Origin of the sequence: Flavobacterium sp. (assembly GCF_030146175.1) — a bacterium.
GTDB lineage: Bacteria > Bacteroidota > Bacteroidia > Flavobacteriales > Flavobacteriaceae > Flavobacterium.
On the sequence record NZ_JASLCE010000018.1, the window covers coordinates 17,050 to 32,860 of the forward strand.

A 15,811-nucleotide genomic window follows, 5' to 3' on the forward strand; every position below is an offset into this window, starting at 1 on the left:
TATGAAAAAGACTGGTGTAATGCTGACAATCCTGTTGCTTTCGGCAACGGCATTTTCGCAACGACTAACGGATTATAAATATGTTATAGTACCGGCTAAATTTTCCTTTTTGAAGCAAGCCAATAAGTATAACCTGAACGCTTTAACCAAAATGGTTTTCGAAAAGAAAGGGTATACGGTATTGTATGATACGGATATTATGCCGGATGAGGTTGCTCAAAACAGATGTAATGCGTTATTTGCCAATATGGTAGAGGATAATACGGTTTTCAATACCAAAATTAAAGTGGAGTTGACAGATTGTAAAAATCAAACTGTTTTTATTTCGGAAGAGGGAACCAGCCGATTAAAAGAGTATGATAAAGCCTATATCCAGGCCTTCCGAATTGTAGGGAAATCGATTGAGGAAGGATTACAGGATGCCAAACCGCTACCAATTCCACCACTAAAACCTGCGCCACCTGTAACGGAAAATCTGGTTGTACAGGAAGCCATAAAAAAAGACCCAATAACTACGACGGTTATATCCGGACAATTGTTTGCACAACCGATAACAAACGGTTATCAGTTAGTGGATAGTACGCCGAAAATCGTTTTAAAAATATTTAAAACCAGTAACCCGGATCTGTATACCGCTAAAAACGATAGCGTTCAAGGGGTATTGATCAAAAAGAATAACGCCTGGATATTCGAATATTATCAGAACGAAAAACTGGTATCCGAAAAACTGGATATTAAGTTCTAATAATTGTATTTATCCTTCCAACGGTTTTTTAGAAAATCCCGGGTTGCATTTTCCCGGGAATTATTTCCCGGATCGTAAAATATAGTTTGCTGTAATTCGTCCGGAAGAAACTCCTGATCGACAAAATTGTTTGCATAATCGTGTGCATACTTGTATTCGTCTCCATAGCCCAATTCTTTCATGAGTTTGGTTGGAGCGTTGCGTAAATGTATCGGAACCGGTAAGTCGCCGGTTTGTTTTACCAGTTGCTGTGCCTTTCCAATAGCCATATAACTCGCATTACTTTTGGGAGATGTCGCCAGATAAATAGCGCATTGACTCAATATGATGCGACTTTCCGGATAACCAATTGTTGTTACCGCCTGAAAGGTGTTGTTGGCCATAATTAAAGCCGTCGGATTGGCATTACCAATGTCTTCCGAAGCCAGAATCAGCATGCGACGCGCAATGAATTTAACGTCTTCACCACCTTCAATCATTCGTGCCAACCAATATACGGCTCCGTTTGGATCGCTACCGCGGATGGATTTTATAAAGGCGGAAACAATGTCATAATGCTGTTCTCCGGTTTTATCGTACAATACGGTGTTTTTCTGAACCAATTGCATGACTTTTTCATTGGTGATTTCAATTGTATCACCTTCGGATGCATGGATCACCAATTCGAAAATATTGAGTAGTTTTCGTCCGTCTCCGCCCGAAAGTCGTAGTAACGCTTCGGTTTCCAACAAACGAATATTTTTAGATTTTAAAATCGTATCTTTTTCAAGCGCCCGGTGTAATAAGGCTTCAAGGTCTTCCTTGGAAAACGGATTCAGGACATAAACCTGACATCTTGACAATAAAGCGGGAATGACTTCAAAACTCGGATTTTCGGTCGTCGCTCCAATAAGCGTTACCCAGCCTTTTTCGACAGCCGCCAATAAAGAATCCTGTTGTGATTTACTAAACCGGTGAATCTCATCGATAAATAATATCGGGTTTTTGGCCGTAAACAAGCCACCGCTTTGTTTGGCTTTATCGATCACTTCACGTACATCTTTTACCCCGGAATTAATCGCGCTTAAAACATAAAACGGGCGTTTGCTTTCCTGTGCCATGATCTGGGCGAGGGTTGTTTTTCCGGTTCCCGGTGGTCCCCATAAAATTAACGACGGGATGATACCGCGTGCAATTTGGTGGGTTAAGGAACCCTGTTCGCCAACCAGGTGTAGCTGACTAATATAATCGGATAAATGTTGCGGACGTATGCGTTCTGCCAATGGTGCTTCCATGTGGTAAAATTACAAAAAACTAACTTTTGAATGAAGTACGAATGCAATTTTGAAAAGAAGAACTGACAAAAAAGCATTAAAATCTTTTTGGTGATGTTTTTGATGCGTAGCCGGAAGAAATAAATGGCATGAAAGAAATAGACTTTAAATTTTCACCTTCGGTACTGGCCTGGCCTTTGTACTTCGTTTTGACGCTCTGGCTGGTTTTCTGGGTGGAGGTCAGGTTTAAGATTAGCCTTTCCGATTATGGGATTTACCCGCGAACATTGTCCGGGTTAAAAGGAATACTGTTTAGCCCGTTCCTGCATGGAGATATTAAACACCTTTATAATAATTCAATACCTTTATTAATGCTGATTGCTGCTACGCGGTATTTCTATCGAAAACAGGCATTGGAAGTTATCGTACTGGGAATCCTGCTTTCGGGTTTCGGAACCTGGCTAATTGGCCGGGAAAGTTATCATATCGGTGCCAGTGGTTTGATTTATGTTTTGGTAAGTTTTATCTTTTTTAAAGGTATTCAAACCAAGTACTACCGACTGGTGGCGTTGTCGCTAACCATTATTGTATTGTATGGTGGAATGATTTGGTATGTGTTTCCCAATCCGGAGGAGAATATTTCCTGGGAAGGACACTTGTCGGGATTTGTTACCGGGTATTTATTATCGTTTTTTCTGAAAACACCCGAATATAAAAAGCCAATACGCTACGAATGGGAGCATCCCGATTTCGATCCATCGCAGGATCCGTTTATGAAACACTTCGATGAAAACGGAAATTTTGTAAACCTGCCAAAAGAAGAGGAACTGGAAGTTGTTGAACCGGATATACTTTCTGATCTATATTTTAAATCGGATATGCCGGTTTATTATCGGATTATATACAAACCGAAGTCGGATACGGAATCTGGAGATAGCATACAAAAAAAGGATTAAGTACTACTTAATCCTTTTTTTGTATTTCTATTTTTAACTTCTCTGACGGACGGTTTCGTATAGAAAGGCACCACAGGCAACCGAAACATTCAATGATGAGATCGTTCCGAACATCGGTAGTTTTGCTTTTTCATCTACAATTTTAAGTACCGACGGATTAACCCCTTTGTCTTCACTTCCCATGATAATCGCCAAAGGACCACTTAGATCGACATCATAAAGAAGGCTTTCGGTTTTTTCGGTGGCCGCTACTGTTTTAACACCCGATCCCTGAAGGTAAAAAATAGCATCCTTGATATGGTCTACCTTACAAATTGGCACATTGAATACCGCACCAGCCGATGTTTTTACCGTGTCGCCGTTAACCGGAGCGGATCCCTGTTTTTGGATAATAATCCCATCAACACCGGTACATTCGGCAGTTCGGATAATGGCACCAAAATTACGGGCATCGGATAACTGATCTAAAATCAGAAAAAGTGGTTTTTCACTTTTTTCAATAACCGATTCTACCAGAGATTCAAGACTGTAAAAAGAAACCGGAGCAATACTTGCCACAGCACCCTGATGATTATTGGAGGTTAAGCGGTTTAGTTTTTCTATCGGAACATATGAAAAATTAATGCTGTTCTTTTTGAGTGTTTTCATCAACTCCTGCATCAGGTCGCCCTGAGCTTCTTTCTGAATAAAAACCTTATCTATTTCTTTCCCTGCATTTACGGCTTCAATAATTGCTCTGATGCCGAATATTAAATGTTCTTTTTCCATACCGGCAAAGATAGAAAAAACCATCACATAAATAATGTGATGGTTTTAAATGAAATGAATTAAGAGCGGATTAATTTGTGTCCCAGATTAGTTTTGTATTTAATTGGTCTCCTCCTATGTTTTGTGCGGCGTGATAGTACTCTACTGTATTCAGATCCTGAAGATTTACAGGGTAAGTAAGTCGGGCAGGCATCTCTGTCAGGTTAACCAACGGTGTGAAAGTATAGGTCAGTGTGCCCGAAACGGGATTAACGAGTGTGCCGGTTTCTCCCGGTTTTATGAGGATGTCCGGATAACCGGTGCGTCTGTATTCTGCCCAGGCTTCATAAGGCTGCATAAACAACGCAATGTATTTCTGAGTCAATACATTTTTTTGATTCGCGGCCGGAAGCCCGTTGATATAGGTTGTTATCTGATCTTCTGGGACGCCCCATTTTTTCATGGAGGCCTGTACTCCTTTTTGATAATAATCCTGATTCCATCCGTTTATTTCAGATAATAGGAATGCTACTTCGGAATATTCCATCAGATATTCGGTATAATCCGGTCTGAAAATAGTAGCACTGAATAAAGATACGCCGCTAACCTGACTGGTGGTTAGCTGGGACGAAATTCCATACGGCATTCCTTGGTAACGCGTTAAGTCGGAGGTTTCTTCATAATTTTTATGTAGCGAATTCTTTTTTGTAGTGCCTATCGGAGCTATTATTTTTTGTAACCTCGGATCCGGACTAAAAGGGCCGATCTGACCTTTTAAAAGATCAATAAAGGTTTTTGATGCGGTAAAATCGGTTCGATTATCTATAAAAAAAGAATAATAAGTTGGTGCCGGGTTGATCATGTTGTCCTCGAATGTCACGCCTACACTGTCGGCGTTGGATAGCATTATTCCGGATGCAATTGCCTCTTGTATATGTATTGCGGCTGCCGGGATAGTGTTTTTTACCCGATTGGCGATCCGTAGTCGTAATGAGTTTCCAAAACGTTTTAATTTTTCAGCATTTCTAAAAATGATATCCTGATTTTCGTAGAAAATGACATCATTTAAATCAATCGATTCGACGGCTTCTTTTAATTCTTTTAATATATCCGTGTAGATTTTCTGCTGTGAAGCAAACTTAGGTGTTGGATTATTAATGTCTAATGCTTGAAAATCAGGATCGTCATTTCCAAAAGAGTAATAAGGAATATCACCATAAGCGTCTACAAGTTTATGGAAGTTATAGGCAAGCATGATCCGGGCAGCGGCAATCTGATTGGCCTGATTACCATAGGTGGTCATTTCGGAAGCTGTAGCCGGATTGGTATTGAGATCCAGTATTGATTTGAAATTCAGGGCTTCTATATAGTATGTGTTAAACAAGTGAAGATTCACCGTTTCTCTAAACAGGAAGCGATCTTCGTCAGTATAATTGAGTTGTGCCGAGTATTGCATCCAAGGTAGTGTCATTCTGGCTGAACCGAATGCACCTCTTGTTGCAGAACCGACAATAGTTTTTGTCGCACCATTAAATAAACCCGGAGTACTTACTTTTGTTGGACGATTGGGGTCGGTGTTGATTTCTTCAAACCGGTCGGTACAACCGGAAAAGATAAATACTATCAATAGTACTATCCGTATGAATATCGATTTTAATAGCTTCATAATGTTATACGTTAAGTGAATCAGATTTTAATTGTTACAGTCATTCCGTATGTTCTGGTTGAAGGAAGTGAGCCTCCTTCCAACCCTTGTATGTTACCGCTTCCGTAACTTGTGTTTTCGGGATCCATTCCCTTCCAACCTAATCCCCAGGCGAAAATATTTCGCGTAAAGGCTGAAAAAGTCACCTGACTTATTTTTTTTCCGATAGCTTTTTTAGGTAAATTGTAATCTAAAGTAATTTCCCTTAGTTTGATGTAGCTGGCATCAAAAACGTTTTGTGCATCAACACTATTGGAGTGGGCCCGAGCCCATCGATAAGCTGGAATTACTTTGGTGTTTGGACTTCCATTTTCCAGAACACCGTCGAGTACGATCCCGTTTTCCCTAATTCCGTTGGCGGCTGTTTCTTCCAATACACCGGCATAATGTCCATACATATGGGTTGTTGAAAAATAACTTCCTCCTTTTTGAATATCGATTAAGCAACTCAAGTTCCATTGTTTATGACTGAAAGTGTTACGAATACCAATATTATAATCCGGAATAATACAGCCTAATGCTTTTCGTTCTCCTGTTTTATAGGTTCCGTTGGCATTGATTATTCGCTGTCCCTTTTCGTTATAGGCATAATCGTACCCGTATATTTGACCATATTTTTCACCAACAACAGCCAGTAAGGTAACCCGGGGAGTGATCGAAGTTGCCAGTTGTCTTGATTTAGTGTCTTTATATAAAGAGAGGAGTTTGTTATCATTTTTTGAGAAGTTACCTTTGATATTCCAGCTGAAGTTGGAATACTTTATCGGTGTAATGGATAGCGAAAGTTCAATACCGCGGTTGCGCATTTTGCCGGCATTTACATATTGGGAATAAAAACCGGTTGCAGTTGTAACCTGTAGCGGTATGATAAGATCTTGGGTGACATTTTCATAGAGGGCGAGGTCGAAACCGAGCCGGTTTTTGAATAGCTGTACTTCCAAGCCGATTTCCTTGTCGATTTTTGTTTCCGGAATTAAATCGGGATTGTTTGCTGTTTCATTATTGTAATAGAAAGGAATTGATTGAAAAGGTCGGCTGATTTCGTAGTAATTCGCAAGCGAATAGGGGGAAGCTCCGTTACTCACTTGTGCCCAGCCACCTCAGATCTTTCCGTAGGATAACCACGAAACATTCCGTAATAATTCTGAAAATATAAAACTACTGGTTACCGATGGATAATTTGCCGGCCGGGTTACCGTCGAAAACCAATCTTTCCTATTGGTCACTTCCAGATAGAGCATGTTGGCATAACCTAACGAAACCATTGCGTATACACTGTTGACACGCATTTGGGCACTGGCATTAGTAGCCGTCGCAAGATTTTTAGAATTAGAAAGATTGTATAGATTAGGAATGATTAGTCCGCCGGCAGTGCTGCCGGATAGTACATTCTGTTGATGATGTCTACGGTTGATTCCAATAAAGGAATTGAGGCTGAATTTGTCCCAGCGTTTGTCAAAATGCACTCTTGCTTCGTAATTCATCTCTGAGGTCTGCCGTGTAACCTGTGAATATCCGGACAAGGCCTGTGAATACACTGCCGTTTTATTTTGGACAGTGAAATTATATTGATCGCCATATATATTTCCAACAGCATAGAGGTTTTTGTTGAAATTGTATTTTAGTTTAATACTTCCGGTATAACGGTTTCTTAGGTCTTCGGAAGTGTTTTCATAAGTCGTCCAATACGGATTGTCAGAATACAAGGGGGTAGGATCCGACCATGATGTTCTGTTCCAGGAACGTTGCTTACCATTGGGTAGTTTGTAATTTTTTAGGTTGTCAAAATCCAATTGTCGTTGCCCCCATTGGAAAAATTTCTGCGCAACGGAATTGCCATCATATCCTTGAGTAGGTCTATTAAAGGCATTGGTGTTTGTATAGGAAAGTGTCCCATCAACCCTGAGGTTTTCGTGTAGCATAGTACTTCCGTTTATTGCGAATGTGTTTTTTACCAGTTTTGAATTTGGGACAACACCTGTTGTATGCTGGTTGGAAAGCGAAATTCTGATAGTACCACTTTTGGCCGCATGACTTACGGCCACATTATTGGTCGTTGTATAGCCTGTGTTAAAAAAAGAAGGCACGTCTTTTCGCGGACTTACCCAGGGTTTCGTTACCAGATAGTCGTTTGGATATTCAGGATCGAATGCACTCCAGGGAAGATAGTGGAGATTGGCATTATATTTTGGACCCCAGCTTTCGTCGGTACTATAGTCGGCAAGATTGTATAACTGACCATTAATGGTAGCGGTTGGCAGTATACTGGACGAACCGCCGCCATATAGGTTTTGTAATCTGGGCATGATATAAATGTTTTCCAGCGTTAAACCTGTTTTTATGGAAAGTTCCGTTTTTCCGTTTTTCCCGGATTTTGTCGTATACATGATTACGCCATTTGCCGCTCGTGAGCCATATAAGGCTGCTGCCGGACCTCCTTTTAATACGGAAACCGATTCAATGTCATCGGGATTGATATCGGCTGCTGCATCACCGTAATCCCTACCGCCGCCGCCCCTTTGCGCGTTGCCGCTGTTATAATTAGAGTTGTCCATAGGAATACCATCGATAACAATGAGTGGACGATTATTTTGTGTAACCGAACCAATACCTCGGATGAGGATTCTTGAAGAGCCGCCCATAGTGGATGGGGCGGTTACCTGAATTCCGGCAATATTCCCGGATAATGCACTCAGAGCATTGGTTTGCCCGGCGTGGTTGATTACGTTGCCTTTAATCTCCTGGACGGAATATCCAACGGCTTTTTTTTCTCTTTTGATGCCTAATGCGGTTACAACAATAGTATCCATTTCGGTGACTTCTGCTTTCAGGACGATATTCAAAGGTGTAATATCGGCTTTGACTTCTTTTGTTTTCATCCCCAAAAAAGAAATCGTTAGAATGGCTGTCGGGCTTACTTTTATCGTATATTCTCCGTTCATATCGGTCTGAATACCATTTGTTGTGCCTTTCTCAATAACACTGACACCTGGTATAGGCAGGTTGTCGGAATCGGTAATCCGACCTTTCACATTTCGCTCTTGGGCAAAGAAATACTGGGTTGCTAATATAGCGGTTAGCAAGAACATAAACTTTATTCTCATAGGTCTACTTTTTTGATTCCCATATAAGGTATGGCCTTAATGGGGGGTATCCAAAAAACAAGATCCTGAGTAATTTTTTTTACGATAATACGGTTTGGTGTAGTTTTTACTATTAATAATATAATATGATGCAATGGAATTATTGATTCCTGTATTGTTTTGTTAAGAACAAAAGATGAATGAGTGAACTATTTCTAATTTCAAGGTATTCTGTGAAGAAATGAGTAGTTTTTGTGTGTATTTAAGTAGGGGATAAAGAAGCTGAATGTGTTGAAAATGGCACTAAATAAAATAATGATGGCAATCGGAAATAAAAAAACCACCACATAAATGCTGTGATGGTTTTTAAATAACTCAAATAAAAAGAACTAGATTTTCTAATTTACATCCCAAAATACTTTGGTTGTGAGTTTATCGCCACCTATGGCTGCACTCGCTGCCTGATAGCTGGCTCCGTTAACGGTTTGCTCATTTACCGGATAGGTAAGGCGAACCGGAATTTTTCCTTCGGCAACAGGGAAAGCACTCGCAGGAGCGGTTAAGCCCGGAGCATCAAGTCTTCGGAACGAATTCCAGGATTCAAAACCTCTGTTGTAGAATGCGATCCAGGACTGTTTGCCTATTTTTTCTTTCCAGGTTCCCGTTGCTGTGGCATAGGCTACAGAAGGTTGCGTCAGATAGGTAGCAACATCCGATGCGGCCACATTCCAATAGTTTAATGAGGCGGTTACGGCTGCGGTATAGTAAACGTCGGGAGTTCCGCCAACGCTATAACCTCTTGCAGCTGCTTCGGCCAGGTAAAAATTAACTTCGGCCGCATCAAAAAGTACTCCTTTGGCATCCGGTTTTTTAATTTCATCCCCAACATGCGAATAGGACGTTTCATAAGGCTGGGTGTTGGTGTAACCGTAAGCACCACCTACATAACTACCGTCTGCCATCGGAGTAAAATAAATAGGTCTTCTCGGATCATTAAGTGTGTTTAACTCATTTACAAAAACAGATGTCGGTACAAAGTCATTACGATTGCTGGCTACCAATTCTCCAAAAATCTGGTTGTAGTTTGGTGAAAAGGAGTTGAATTGTACCAAAGCATTATTGGTATTGGTGGTAATAACGCCGGCAGTAAAGGCGCTCTCGATAGACGATTGTGCCAGAGAACTGTTTACATCCGATAAGTTAATGGCTAGTTTTATTTTTAAGGAATTGGCAAATAATTTCCATTTGGTAACATTTCCGTTGTATAACAGATCACCACTTGAAAAGGAAGCATGACTGTCATCCAATTCGGCAATAGCGGCATTTAAACGGTTTAGCAGATCCGGATAAATGGTCTGATCGTCATCGTATTTGGGTAAAACAATATCAACCGGTTGTAATGCTTCCGAATACGGAATATCACCAAAAGAATCAACGAGTACCTGATAGGTGTAAATGTTTAGGATCTCGATGATGGCCGATTTGTTTTGCTGTATTTTGTCCCAGTCTGCCTGTGCAATATTTTCCGGTTTGGCCTCGGCATCGACTACTTCTTTTGCCGTTTTCAGGTTACCTAAAACACGGGTGTATAATATCCGCCAGTGGTTGTCCGGAATTCTTCGGCTGGTTAAGTTGTAACGGGATTCAGCTCGGTATAAGGTCGCGGCCCAATATTGGGTAAAGTAACGGAATACATTCAGGTTGACGCTGGGCGTGGTTAACTGATCGGTTAGCTCTTTCTGAGAGTTTGCCAATAAAGCTTCGGCCGAAGCGGCATAGGTCTTACTGGTATCGTCGTTAAAATTGTCGTCATCATTAACACATCCTGTGAAAAAGAATGATGCGATTGCGATTATAGGGATTAATAACTTTTTCATCTTTTAGAAATTTAATTTTACATTGAAAGAATACACTCTAATCGATGGCATTACACCACTTTGATATCCCTGAATGTTACCGCCGGACGAACCTGCTTCAGGATCTGCATAAGGGGTGTGTTTTTGTATAATCCACAAGTTGTTCCCGATTAGACTAAAGGAGACTCCTTTTATAAACGAATGACCCAGTAATTTCGATGGCATGGTGTAGTTTAAGGCAACTTCTCTTAGTTTTACGAAAGAAGCGTCGTATACAAAGGCTTTTTCCGGATTGGAGTCACCTCCAAATACATTGGCCGAAGCAGTCGCATCAACACGTATATCATTGGGCGTTCCATCTTCTTTTACCCCCGGTAGGATAATACCACCACCCTGACTCAACGGGCTTCGTATCGGATTGCCCAGGTCGTTAAGTCCTGCTGTTTCCGGATATAGTCCGGTTTCCTGTCCGTAGGCTTGATCAAGGGAGAAAATGCTACCGCCTTGTCGTACGTTGATCAAGAAGCTAAGGGAAAGGTTTTTGTACGTAACTTTATTGGATACACCACCAATCCAGTCCGGTTGGATATTTCCTAACACCTGATCCGCGTTTGTAAGGTAAAGTCCGTCGTCGCCTACAACCGGATTTCCGTTGGCATCATATACATAATCGGTTCCGCGGATGGTTCCGTAGGGTTCTCCAACGGTCGCGTTTAACGAAGTACGCTGAAATGTGGTTAGTAACAAGTTGGTTCTTCCGGAATCCAGTGATAGCAGTTTGTTTACGTTTTTAGACCAGTTTACATTGATTTGCCATGAAAAATCGGTGGTTTTGATTGGTGTTGCACTTAAGGCAACCTCGATTCCTTTGTTTTCCAGTTCTCCGGCATTAATCTGTTTGGAGATATACTGCGTGGATGGCGATTGCGGTACAAAGAATATCTGATCTTTTGTATTCGTTTTATAAACGGAAGCATCCACGCTTAAACGGTTTTTAAAGATAGAAGCTTCCAATCCTAATTCCCACGAATGGGTGATTTCCGGTCTTAGTTTTTCGAATTCGATTAACTGATCACTGTTTCCAAAAATAGGATTGTTGTTGATGGATCCGTTATTTTGTTTAGCTCCCAATCGGCCGTATACGGGGTCGTTACCTACACGAGCGTAGTTTAAACGCAATTTGGCAAACGACAACCAGTCGGCTTTTAGCATTTCAGAAACAATAATACTGGTTCCGGCAGAGTAGTAGTCGTAACCGCGGCTTGATTTTGGTAAAGCCGTCGATTCGTCATGGCGGAAAGATCCTTCCAGATAAACCATTTTTTTATAGTCGATATTGGCTTGTGCATAAACACCTGCTTTTTCGTATGGAATAGTCGATTCCACCGGCGGAATAAATACTTTTGAGTTAGAAAGGCTGTAGATGCCCGGTACTAACAATCCACCAGCCGTGGCACCTTCGAACGAATACACATCGGCGCGGATAAAGTTAAAACCTCCGATAACCTTAGCCGAAACATCAGAACCCAGATTAAAATCATACGTACCAATGATGTCGTAGTTTTGTTGCAGGAAGTCGCGGGTGTACATTACATATCCGGACGATTCGGTTGCCTGATTGGTCGATTGTGTGATTCCGAATTCCTCGGCGTGACTGCCAATTGCTTTACGCAGCTCTTGTTTGTCGTAGGAATAATCAATACCCACACGACCTAACAGGTTGAAGTTTTTCGTGATGTCAAAACTAATACTGGCTCCGGTTAGCAAACGTTTACGGTTGTCGCTGGTATAGTTTTCGTAACGATCGAAGTACGGGTTGTTCCAGAAATTTGGACGTAAATCGCCGTTAGTAGGGTCGATTTGGTTCCAGCTTACGTTGCTTCTTGTTCTGAAATATTCGCTTTTTAAAGCTTGCATGTCGACATTCACCGGCCACCATTGTCTAAAACCGGTCAGGATATTGTCGCCATATCCAACGCTATTTCTACCGGTTACACTTTGATGCGTAAAGGTCATAAACGAATTCACTTTGATTTTGTCGTTCAGGTCACGGGTATAATTACCGCTGATCGTATTTTTTACCAGTTTACTATTGGGCATAATTCCGGTTTCGGAATTGTTGGTATAGCTCAGGTTAAAAGCACTGTCGCTGTTACCACCATTTAAGGAAACGTTGTTTACATAGGAAGTAGAGTTCTGGAAAAACGTTCCCGGATTATTGGCAGCGGCTACCCAAGGTGTCGCTTTTCCGTAATTCGGATTTCCCGGTACAAAGGCATCCCATTGGTAAACCATTAACGACGGATTAAAAGCATTTCCATAGGAAGCATCGTCTCCTGTAGATGCTACCAGATCCGGAATACCGTCGCCATTTACATCGGCACTGTAAATACTATCTTCTCCGGCATATCCCTGTCCGTATTCGGTTTGGTATTTTGGAAAAGTAGATTTGTCATAATACCCCACCGATACGGTAGAGCTTGTTGAAATTCCGATTTCGGAGTTTTTCTTTCCTTTTTTAGTAGTGATCATGATGGCACCCTGTTGAGCTAAACTTCCGTATAGCGCTGTCGCAGCCGCACCTTTTAATACGTTAATCGATTCGATGTTGTTCGGGTCAATATCTGCTGCCGCATTACCAAAATCATAACCATCACGACCGTTTACAGCGTCCTTACTGTTTAGGTTGGCATTGCTAATCGGAATACCGTCGACTACGATTAAGGCCTGGTTATTTCCTGTGATGGATTTGGCACCACGAAGTACGATATTGGTCGAACCACCAAAGTTTGAGTTGATTTTTACATCCAATCCGGCTACTTTACCGGCTAAATTGTTGACGAAGTTTACTGTAGGAGAGGAGTTTACCGCTTCTCCTTCGAGTTTCTGAGAGGCATATCCCAGTGATTTTTTGTCTCGTGTAATACCTAAAGCGGTTACAACAACACCTTCCAGTACTCGGGCTTCTTCTTCCAGTTTTACATTTAGTACTGTTGCATTCGCCCGTAACTCCTGGGTTTTCATACCAATAAAAGTATATACCAGTGTAGCGCTAGGGCTAACTTTAACCTTGTAATTACCGTCAAAATCGGTTTGGGATCCATTGGTAGTTCCTTTTTCAACTACGCTAACACCGGGTAAAGGTAAACCATTTGTATCGGTCACTTTCCCGGAAACGATTCTTTCCTGTGCAATCAGATTTTGCACCAGTAACACTAAAAAAAGTGTTAAAAAGGATTTGATTGTTACTCTCATTTTGGTTTTTGATTACGGTTATGCAATCAAATTTCTTAAAAAAATCACAACAAACCAAGGAAAGTGTAAAAAAAATGCTAAAATTTTGTTTTAAAGCTAATGTGAATTATTGAGTTAGAAAGCTGTATTTCGTTATTTTTCGCGCTTCCATTGGCATAAATTATGTTAAAAAGTCCTGTCTTTGTTAATAATCCGAAGCCAAAGCCCAATCCAAGCAAATTATCTTTAAGGTTTGTGATTTTATCTTCAAAATAAGCAAAATCGGTTATAGAATGAACATAGATGTTGGAGGCAAGTACGTAACGGTATTCGATAAGTAAACCGGAATACAAACTCGCTTGTAAACTATTTTCGTTAAAACCGCGTATCGAATTGATACCGCCAAAGCGAAACAGTTCATTAATTATATAATGATCACTTTGGAGATAGAAGGTTTGGTTGCGGATATTGAAAATGTTACGCCTGTTGAGGTAGATGTTATGAGAAGCGTTGAGCTGGGCGTAATACTGGTCGTTGTTTTCGGCTTTTGTTTTTCGGCTACCGATTCCGGCTCTGAGGAAAAGGCTGGTTTTTTCCGGAAACAGAAAGTCTTCCGGATTGTATTGCGCATATTCGTAGGTTCCGGTTACGAAAGAGTTGTTGTAATTGCTAAGACTGCTGGAGTTGGCTTTTTGAATATCGACCGACTCGGTTTCCTGATAACCCAAAAATACTTTGGAGTTGTAATTAAAGTAATAGCCCAGATTGATGTCGGATGAGGTGTTCTGAAACGTGCTGTCCTGTTTAAAGATTTTTAAACTTCCCTTTATTCCCAGTGGACTTTTAAACAGGTAGGGGATTTCGGCACCTATAGTAAAGGTGGTTTGTTCTTTTCCGTCGTTTTTCCAGTACAAGTTGAATTTTTCCCCGGCATTTAAGATATTGTTTAAAAGCAGGTCGAGGTAACCGTTAAACTTTACGGAGCCGCTATCGTCGTTGGAAAAACCGACAAACCCATCAAAGCGATTCGGTCGCGCTTTTTCCAGATATACATATACTTTGGTGCTATCGGTGGTAAATAGGATTTCCGGATATTTGATTTGATTGACGAAAGGCAACGCGTTAAAGTTGCTGTGGATCTGTTTGAGGTTGTCTTGGTTAAAGATGCGTTTTCGGTTTTGACGGACGATGTTTCTGCGGATGCCTTCCGGGAATTTTGGATAACCGGCAATGATGATATCGTCCAGAATGCGTTTTTTTTCGGTGTCGATTTTTAATTCGGTATATAAGGTGTTTTGGTATTTTTTATGGTTGATCAGTTGGATGCTGCTCAAAGAATATCCTTTTTTTTCAAGTAGGTGGATAGAGGTGTTCATAAAATCTTCCACTCCGGACAGTGGAATGATAAGTGTGTCCTTATTTAAGTTGAGTAAATCGCGAACGGCCGCAGTGTTATTTTTGGTGTATATATGGATGCGATTGGTTTTTTTGCCCAGCTCGTATCGGAAAAGGAATGTGCTGTCGTTTACTTTTTTTTGATCCAGCAAACTATTTTCGAGGTAGCCAATCTTTACAAGTGTATTGGAGAAATTGTGGCTCTCGTCGAGGATTGATTTGGTGTTACTGTGTTTTGATTGGTAACCGATACTATCGATCAACATGCTTTGTGTAGCGGAGTTGCCTTCGATTTTTAAATAGAGGTTCTGGGTCTTTCCCGATAGCGAAAGTAGCAGGAAAAGGGTAAGTAAAAATAGCTTTTTCAAAGACTAAATTGTTTTGGTAAAAATAACGCAAAATTTACAAAAAAGTATGCAGAAGTTATTTGTTGATTAATGTGGTTGAAAATTAATGATTTATGATTTGATTTGTTGAAAATAATTTCTACATTTGCAACCCCGTAAAAAGCGGGAATTTAATAACGTTAGAAATTTTATTAAACATTATGCCAACAATTCAACAATTAGTAAGAACAGGGAGAGCCCAGATAACTAAGAAGAGTAAATCGGCTGCTTTAGATTCTTGTCCTCAAAGAAGAGGGGTTTGTACGCGTGTTTACACTACTACACCAAAGAAACCAAACTCTGCAATGCGTAAAGTTGCGCGTGTACGTTTGACAAATGGTAATGAAGTGAATGCTTACATCCCAGGAGAAGGACACAATCTACAAGAGCACTCGATAGTATTAGTTAGAGGTGGAAGGGTAAAAGATTTACCAGGAGTTAGATACCACAT

The 15,811-nt window shown here is 40.8% G+C and carries 11 protein-coding genes; 3 read left to right on the forward strand and 8 right to left on the reverse strand.

Features of this window, described 5'->3' with window-relative positions:
- The first annotated feature begins 1 nt into the window (after position 1).
- Positions 2-745, forward strand: coding sequence for a hypothetical protein (locus Q1R07_RS01920; protein WP_300485412.1), 744 nt, complete (start codon positions 2-4; stop codon positions 743-745).
- Here Q1R07_RS01920 and Q1R07_RS01925 read toward each other — a convergent pair.
- Entirely contained in the window at positions 742-2,019 is a 1,278-nt protein-coding gene (locus tag Q1R07_RS01925; RefSeq protein WP_300485414.1) for a replication-associated recombination protein A, read from the reverse strand. The two genes, Q1R07_RS01920 and Q1R07_RS01925, sit on opposite strands and share 4 nt — an antisense overlap.
- Before the next feature lie 128 nt (positions 2,020-2,147).
- Here Q1R07_RS01925 and Q1R07_RS01930 point away from each other — a divergent pair, with 128 nt between their 5' ends.
- Positions 2,148-2,954 carry a rhomboid family intramembrane serine protease gene (locus Q1R07_RS01930; RefSeq protein WP_300485416.1) on the forward strand — a complete coding sequence of 269 codons (807 nt, stop codon included), beginning with the start codon at positions 2,148-2,150 and terminating at the stop codon, positions 2,952-2,954.
- A 33-nt stretch (positions 2,955-2,987) separates the two neighbouring features.
- Here the strand turns inward: Q1R07_RS01930 and rlmB are convergent, their stop codons facing one another.
- From rlmB to Q1R07_RS01965, 7 genes are all read right to left on the reverse strand, one after another.
- Complete coding sequence (gene rlmB, locus Q1R07_RS01935) at positions 2,988-3,722, reverse strand: 23S rRNA (guanosine(2251)-2'-O)-methyltransferase RlmB (protein WP_300485417.1); 735 nt, start codon at positions 3,720-3,722, stop codon at positions 2,988-2,990.
- Between the two features lie 70 nt (positions 3,723-3,792).
- Positions 3,793-5,367 carry a SusD/RagB family nutrient-binding outer membrane lipoprotein gene (locus Q1R07_RS01940; protein ID WP_300485419.1) on the reverse strand — a complete coding sequence of 525 codons (1,575 nt, stop codon included), beginning with the start codon at positions 5,365-5,367 and terminating at the stop codon, positions 3,793-3,795.
- Between the two features lie 20 nt (positions 5,368-5,387).
- Positions 5,388-6,491 (reverse strand): TonB-dependent receptor, encoded by a 1,104-nt coding sequence (locus Q1R07_RS01945; RefSeq protein ID WP_300485421.1) that lies wholly within the window; start codon positions 6,489-6,491, stop codon positions 5,388-5,390.
- A gap of 15 nt (positions 6,492-6,506) precedes the next feature.
- Positions 6,507-8,510, reverse strand: coding sequence for a SusC/RagA family TonB-linked outer membrane protein (locus tag Q1R07_RS01950; RefSeq protein WP_300485424.1), 2,004 nt, complete (start codon positions 8,508-8,510; stop codon positions 6,507-6,509).
- A 377-nt stretch (positions 8,511-8,887) separates the two neighbouring features.
- Complete coding sequence (locus Q1R07_RS01955; RefSeq protein WP_300485426.1) at positions 8,888-10,366, reverse strand: SusD/RagB family nutrient-binding outer membrane lipoprotein; 1,479 nt, start codon at positions 10,364-10,366, stop codon at positions 8,888-8,890.
- A 3-nt stretch (positions 10,367-10,369) separates the two neighbouring features.
- The gene (locus Q1R07_RS01960) at positions 10,370-13,600 is read right to left on the reverse strand and encodes a SusC/RagA family TonB-linked outer membrane protein (protein WP_300485428.1); all 3,231 of its coding nucleotides are present in this window, start codon (positions 13,598-13,600) and stop codon (positions 10,370-10,372) included.
- A 77-nt stretch (positions 13,601-13,677) separates the two neighbouring features.
- Positions 13,678-15,342, reverse strand: coding sequence for a hypothetical protein (locus Q1R07_RS01965; RefSeq protein ID WP_300485430.1), 1,665 nt, complete (start codon positions 15,340-15,342; stop codon positions 13,678-13,680).
- 179 nt (positions 15,343-15,521) lie between these two features.
- Here Q1R07_RS01965 and rpsL point away from each other — a divergent pair.
- Positions 15,522-15,811 (forward strand): 30S ribosomal protein S12 (gene rpsL, locus Q1R07_RS01970; protein ID WP_300485432.1); only part of this gene is annotated, 290 nt, incomplete at its 3' end.